This window comes from Streptomyces daliensis, from assembly GCF_054782395.1.
Genome location: NZ_BAAGSO010000139.1, coordinates 62,414 through 68,769 on the forward strand (window position 1 = coordinate 62,414; position 6,356 = coordinate 68,769).

1 protein-coding gene is annotated in these 6,356 nt (G+C 70.2%); it reads left to right on the forward strand.

The features are described from left to right. Window positions 1-6,356 (forward strand): amino acid adenylation domain-containing protein (locus ACYVOO_RS40350; protein WP_461020701.1); only part of this gene is annotated, 6,356 nt, incomplete at both ends.

The window sequence follows — 6,356 nt, forward strand, 5'->3', positions numbered from 1 at the left end:
GTTGTCGTCGGGTGCCACGTTGTGGATCGCGAGTGAGGGGCAGCGTCGGGAGCCACGGAGGCTGGCGGAGCTGGAGGGTGTGGGGGTGGCGAGTGTGGTGCCGTCGCTGCTGGAGGTGCTGGATCCGCAGGATCTCGCGCAGGTGGGTCCGATGGTGGTGGGGTCGGAGGCGGTCAGCGAGAGCGTGGCGTGCACGTGGTCGCCGGGGCGTGAGCTGGTGCATGCCTACGGTCCGACCGAGGCGACGGTCATCTCGGCGATCGGCACGGTCGACGCCGACCGCACGGGCACGGTGCCGTTCGGCGGTCCGATCGCCAACACCCGTCTGTACGTCCTGGACGACCGCCTCGACCTGGTGCCGCCCGGCGTGACCGGTGAGCTGTACGTGGCGGGCGCCGGCATCGCACGGGGATACGTCGGGAGGACAGGGCTGACGAGCGAGAGGTTCGTGGCGTGCCCGTACGGTTCCGCGGGGACGCGGATGTACCGGACCGGTGACCTGGTGAAGTGGACGGCGGACGGGCAGTTGGTGTTCGCCGGCCGGGCGGACGACCAGGTCAAGATCCGCGGGTTCCGGGTGGAGCTCGGTGAGATCGAGGCCGTGGTGCGTCGGCATCCCGATGTCGAGCAGGTCGCGGTGGCGGTCCGGGAGGGCATCCCGGGGGACAAGCGGCTGGTGGCCTACGTGGTCGCGGCCGCCGACGATGACACCACGGCTACGGCTACGGCTACGGCCACGGCCACGCCTGCCGGGCTGCCCGCCGCCGTGCGCGACTTCGTCGGCGAGCGGCTGCCGGCGTACATGGTGCCTGCGGCGGTGGTAGTGCTGCCGGAGCTGCCGCTGACCGCCAACGGCAAGCTGGACCGCCAGGCGCTGCCGGCCCCGGAGTACGCGAGCGGGACGGGACGCGGTCCGGCGACCGTGCAGGAGGAGCTCCTGTGCGGGGCGTTCGCCAGCGTGCTGGGCCTGGAATCGGTCGGGCCGGACGACAACTTCTTCACACTGGGCGGACATTCGCTGCTCGCCACCCGGCTGGTGTCGCGGATCCGCGTCGCTCTGGGCGCTGAGCTGCCGCTGCGGACCGTATTCGAGAGGCCGACGGTGGCCGGCCTGGCCGCATTGCTCGCGCGGGCGGGGTCGGACTCCGTCCGGGCGGCCCCGGCGGCAGGAGACCGGCCGGAGCTGCTGCCGCTGTCGTTCGCGCAACGCCGGCTGTGGTTCATCGACCAACTCCAGGGACCGAGCCCGACCTACAACAACCCGGCGGCGATCCGGGTCACCGGCCAGTTGGACGTCCCGGCGCTGGCGAGAGCACTGCGCGACGTGATCGAACGCCACGAGCCCCTGCGCACCCTCTACCGGTCCGTCGACGGCGAACCGCACCAGCGGATCCTGGCCATGCACGAGGTCGAGTGGGATCTGGAGGTGCGGCAGGTCGGCACCGCCGACGTGGCCGAGGCCGTGTCGCAGGCGCGCGAGTACACATTCGACCTGGCCGAGGAACTGCCCATCCGAGCGGAACTGCTCCAGACGTCCGCCGACGAGTACGTGCTCGTGCTGGTCATGCACCACATCGCCTCGGACGGCTGGTCGATGAGACCGCTGGCACGCGACCTGTCGACGGCCTACGCGGCGCGGGTGCGCGGTGAGACCCCGGCGTGGGAGCCACTGCCGGTGCAGTACGCGGACTACGCGCTGTGGCAGCGGGAACTGCTGGGCGAGGAGTCGGACGCGGACAGCCTGCTGTCGCGGCAGGTGGGGTACTGGCGTCAGATGCTGGCCGGTGCGCCGGAGGAACTGACGCTGCCGACCGACCGTCCGCGCCCCGCGGTGGCCGGCCACCGCGGGCATCGGGTTCCGTTCGAGGTGCCCGCGGAAGTGCACCAGCGACTTGTTGAGCTGGCCAGGACCGAGAGCGTCACCCCCTTCATGGCCCTCCAGGCATCGCTGGCCGTCCTGCTGTCCAGGCTCGGCGCCGGCACCGACATCCCGATCGGCGCGCCGGTCAGCGGGCGCGCCGACGAGGCGTTGGACGACCTGGTCGGCTTCTTCGTCAACACGCTGGTGCTCCGGACGGACCTGTCGGGGAATCCCGAGTTCCGGCAGGTGCTGGAGCGGGTGCGGGAAGTGAGCCTGGGGGCGCTCGAGCGCCAGGACGTGCCCTTCGAGAGGCTGGTCGAGGAGCTGGCGGTGACGAGGTCACTCAGCCGGTATCCGCTGTTCCAGACCATGCTCACCATGCTGAACACCGACCCCGCCGAGCTGGACCTGACCGGCGCCGACGTCGCAGTGGGCACGTCCGAGATCGTGGTCGCAGCCGCCCAGCCCGCGCGATACGACCTGCACCTGACCGTCAGCGAGACGTTCGACGGCCAGGACCGCCCGGCCGGCCTGCGCGCCCTGCTGACCCTGTCAGCGGACCTGTTCGACGAATCCACCGCGTCCAAGATCGCCGCCTGGTATGTCCGGGTACTGGATGGGGTGACCGCGGACGCGGGCCTGCGGCTGCACGAGGTGGGCCTGCTCGACGCCCACGAGCGGGACCAGGTGCTCATCGAGTGGAACGACACCACCGTGCCCCACGCGCATTCGGCGCTCCCCGGCCTGTTCCGGAACCAGGTGGCCGCGACCCCGGACGCGACAGCCCTGGTGGCCGACGGCGTCGAGGTGACGTATCGGGAGCTCGACGCGTCGGCCGGCCGACTGGCCCGATACCTGCGTGGCGAGGGCGTGGGCGCCGAATCGGTGGTGGGGCTCTGCCTGCCCCACGGCATCGAGATGATCACGGCGATCCTGGGGGTGTGGCAGACCGGCGCGGCCTACCTGCCCATCGACGGGAACCTGCCGTCCGAGCGCATCGCGTTCATGCTGGCGGACAGCGGAGCGACAGTGCTCCTGACGGACCGCGACTCGGTTTCCCCGAACGCGGATCGGCCGGTAGACGTGCCGGTAGACGGGCCGGTGGTGTGGATCGACGAGGCGATGCGCTCGGCGGCTTCCGCCGGACCAGAACTCACCGAACCAGCCACGCCGGTCACGCCGGTCACGCCGGTCACGCCGGTCACGGCGGCCACGGTGGACCCCGCAACGCTGGCGTACGTGATGTACACATCCGGATCGACGGGCTCGCCGAAGGGAGTCCTGGTCACCCATGGAGCGGTTGCCAACTACGTGGCCTCGGTGACCGACCGGCTCGGATGGGCGGATGCCGGCTCGCGCTACGCACTGCTGCAACCGCAGGTGACCGACCTGGGCAACACGGTGCTGTTCGTCAGCCTGGCGACCGGCGGCCAGTTGCACGTTCTCGACTCCGAGGCGGTGACCGACCCGGCAGCCGTGACCGACTATCTGCGGGACCAGAGGATCGACTTCGTCAAAGCAGTGCCGTCACACCTGGCCGCGCTGTCCGCGGACGCCGGAGTGGAAGCCGTGCTGCCCGCCCGCTCCCTGGTGCTCGGCGGGGAGGCCGCACCAGCGGCCTGGACACGCGACGTGGTCGGGGCCGCCGCACACCGTCAGGTATTCAACCACTACGGCCCGACGGAGACCACGATCGGCGTCGCCACCGCCGAGCTCTCCCCCGCAACCGTGGCCGGGGGTGTGATCCCGATCGGCCGTCCCCTCGCGAACACCCGGTTGTACGTACTGGACGATGCGCTCAGTCCCGTTCCTACGCGTGTCGTCGGTGAGCTGTACGTCGCCGGTGCGGGCGTGGCGCGTGGGTATGTGGGCCGTCCGGGGTTGACGGGTGAGCGGTTCGTGGCGTGCCCCTTCGGCCCGGGTTCCGGGGAGCGGATGTATCGCACCGGGGACCTGGCGAAGTGGACGTCGGACGGGCAGTTGGTGTTCGCCGGACGTGCCGACACCCAGCTGAAGATCCGCGGCTACCGCATCGAACCAGGTGAGGTCGAATCCGTCCTGCTGGAGCACTCCGCCGTCTCCCGCACCGCGGTGATCGCCCGCCAGGACGGAACCGGTGGCGACCGGCTGATCGCGTACGTCGTGCTCGCCGGGGACGGGTCCGGCGCCGGGGACCTACGGGAGTTCGTGGCCCGGCGGTTGCCCGAATACATGGTCCCGGCAGCGTTCGTCACGCTGCCGGAGCTGCCGCTGACCGCCAACGGCAAACTCGACCGCAAGGCCCTTCCGCTCCCCGACGAGTTCCCGGGCGCCGATACCGGCCGGGCACCGGCGAACGAGACCGAGGCCGCGCTCCGCGGGATCTTCGCCGAGGTTCTGGGCCTGGACGCGCCCGGAGTGGATGACAGCTTCTTCGAGCTCGGCGGCCACTCCCTGCTCGCCATCCGGCTGCTGTCCCGAATACGCAGCAGGCTGGGCGCGGAAGTCAAGATCAGGACGCTCTTCGAGACCCCCACACCGGCCGGTCTCGCGGCCCTCCTGGTCACCGACCCTCGGCACGACCGGGCCCGCCTCCCGCTGCGCGCGGGAGCCCGTCCGGAGCGGGCGCCGCTGTCCTTCGCGCAGCAACGCCTCTGGTTCCTGGACCAGTTGGCAGGACCGAGCCCGACCTACAACCTCTCCCTCGCGGTGCGGCTGACCGGCGCGCTGGACATCGCTGCGTTGGACGCGGCGCTGCGGGACGTCATCGCCCGACACGCACCGTTACGCAGTATCTACCACGCCACGGACGGCGAGCCCTACCAGCAGATCCTCGACCCGGACGAGCTCGACTGGCACGTCACGGTGACCGAGGTGGAGCCCGACGCGCTGGCGGGTGCCGCAGCGCAGGCCGCGAACTACGCGTTCGACCTGTCGGTGGAGCTGCCGATCCGGGCGTGGTTGTTCCAGGCGGGCTCGGACGAGCAGGTGCTGGCGCTGGTGGTTCACCACATCGCCACTGACGGCTGGTCCCATCGGCCGCTAGGCCGCGACCTGTCCACCGCTTATGAGGCGCGGTTGTGGGGTGCGGCTCCGGTGTGGGAGCCGTTGCCGGTGCAGTACGCGGATTACGTGGTGTGGCAGCGGGAGTTGCTGGGGGAGGAGTCGGATCCGGAGAGTCTGCTGTCGCAGCAGGTGGAGTACTGGCGGCGGGCGTTGGCTGGTGTTCCGGAGGAGTTGGTGTTGCCGGTGGATCGGCCGCGTCCTGCGGTGGCCAGCCATCAGGGTCATCGGGTGCCGGTGCGGATATCCGGCGAGGTGCACGAGCGGATGGTGGAGGTGGCGCGTGCCGAGAGCGTGACAGCGTTCATGGTGGCGCAGGCGGCCCTGGCCGTGACGCTGTCGCGGCTCGGTGCGGGGACGGATATCCCCGTCGGCGCGGCGGTGGCGGGTCGTACGGATGAGGCGCTGGACGATCTGGTCGGGTTCTTCGTGAACACGTTGGTGATCCGTACGGATCTGTCGGGTGGTCCGGAGTTCCGGCAGGTGCTGGGGCGGGTGCGGGAGGCGAGTCTGGGGGCGTTGGCGCATCAGGATGTGCCGTTCGAGCGGCTGGTGGAGGAGCTGGCGCCATCGCGGTCGCTGGTGCGGCACCCGCTGTTCCAGGTGATGCTGACGCTGCGCAACCTGGACCGTGCCGTACTTGAACTGCCCGACGTCGAAACCGAGGCACTCGACGGGTCAGGCAGCTCCGCACGGTTCGACCTGGAAGTGTCGTTGCACGAGATGGCCGACGACCAGGGCCGCCCTGCGGGACTGGAGGGCTCCGTGACCGGCGCCGTGGACCTGTTCGAGCCACGGACTGTGAGCAGGATCGCGGACTGGTTCGCACGGGTCCTGGGCGCGTTGGTCGATGAGCCAAGCATCTCCGTGCGTGCGGTGCAGGTGCTGGATGCCGATGAGCGCGATGTGGTGGTGCGGCAGTGGAATGACACGGCTTTCGATGTGGTGGATGTGTCTGTGCTGGAGTTGTTTGCGGAGCGGGTGGTGGAGGCTCCGGGTGCGGTGGCGGTGGTGTTTGAGGGTGTGGAGCTGTCTTACGGCGAGTTGGATGTGGCGGCGAATCGGTTGGCGAATTGGCTTCGTGGTCGGGGTGTGTGTGGGGAGTCGGTGGTGGGGCTGCGGTTGCCGCGTGGTCCGCAGATGGTGGTGGGGATTGTGGGGGTGTGGAAGGCGGGGGCGGCGTATGTGCCGGTGGACGCGTCTCTGCCGGTGGAGCGGGTGGAGTTCATGCTTGCCGATGCCGGGGTGGGGGTCGTTGTTGGCGTGGAGGAGCTGGCCAGCTCTGATGTTTCGTCGGAGGTGGCGCCGCAGGTGGCTGTGGATCCGGCTTCGTTGGCGTATGTGATTTTCACGTCGGGGTCGACGGGGGTGCCGAAGGGTGTGGGGGTCTCGCATGGTTCGGTGGCGAATTTGGTGTCGGTGTTTGTTCCGGTGATGGGTGCGGGGCCGGGTG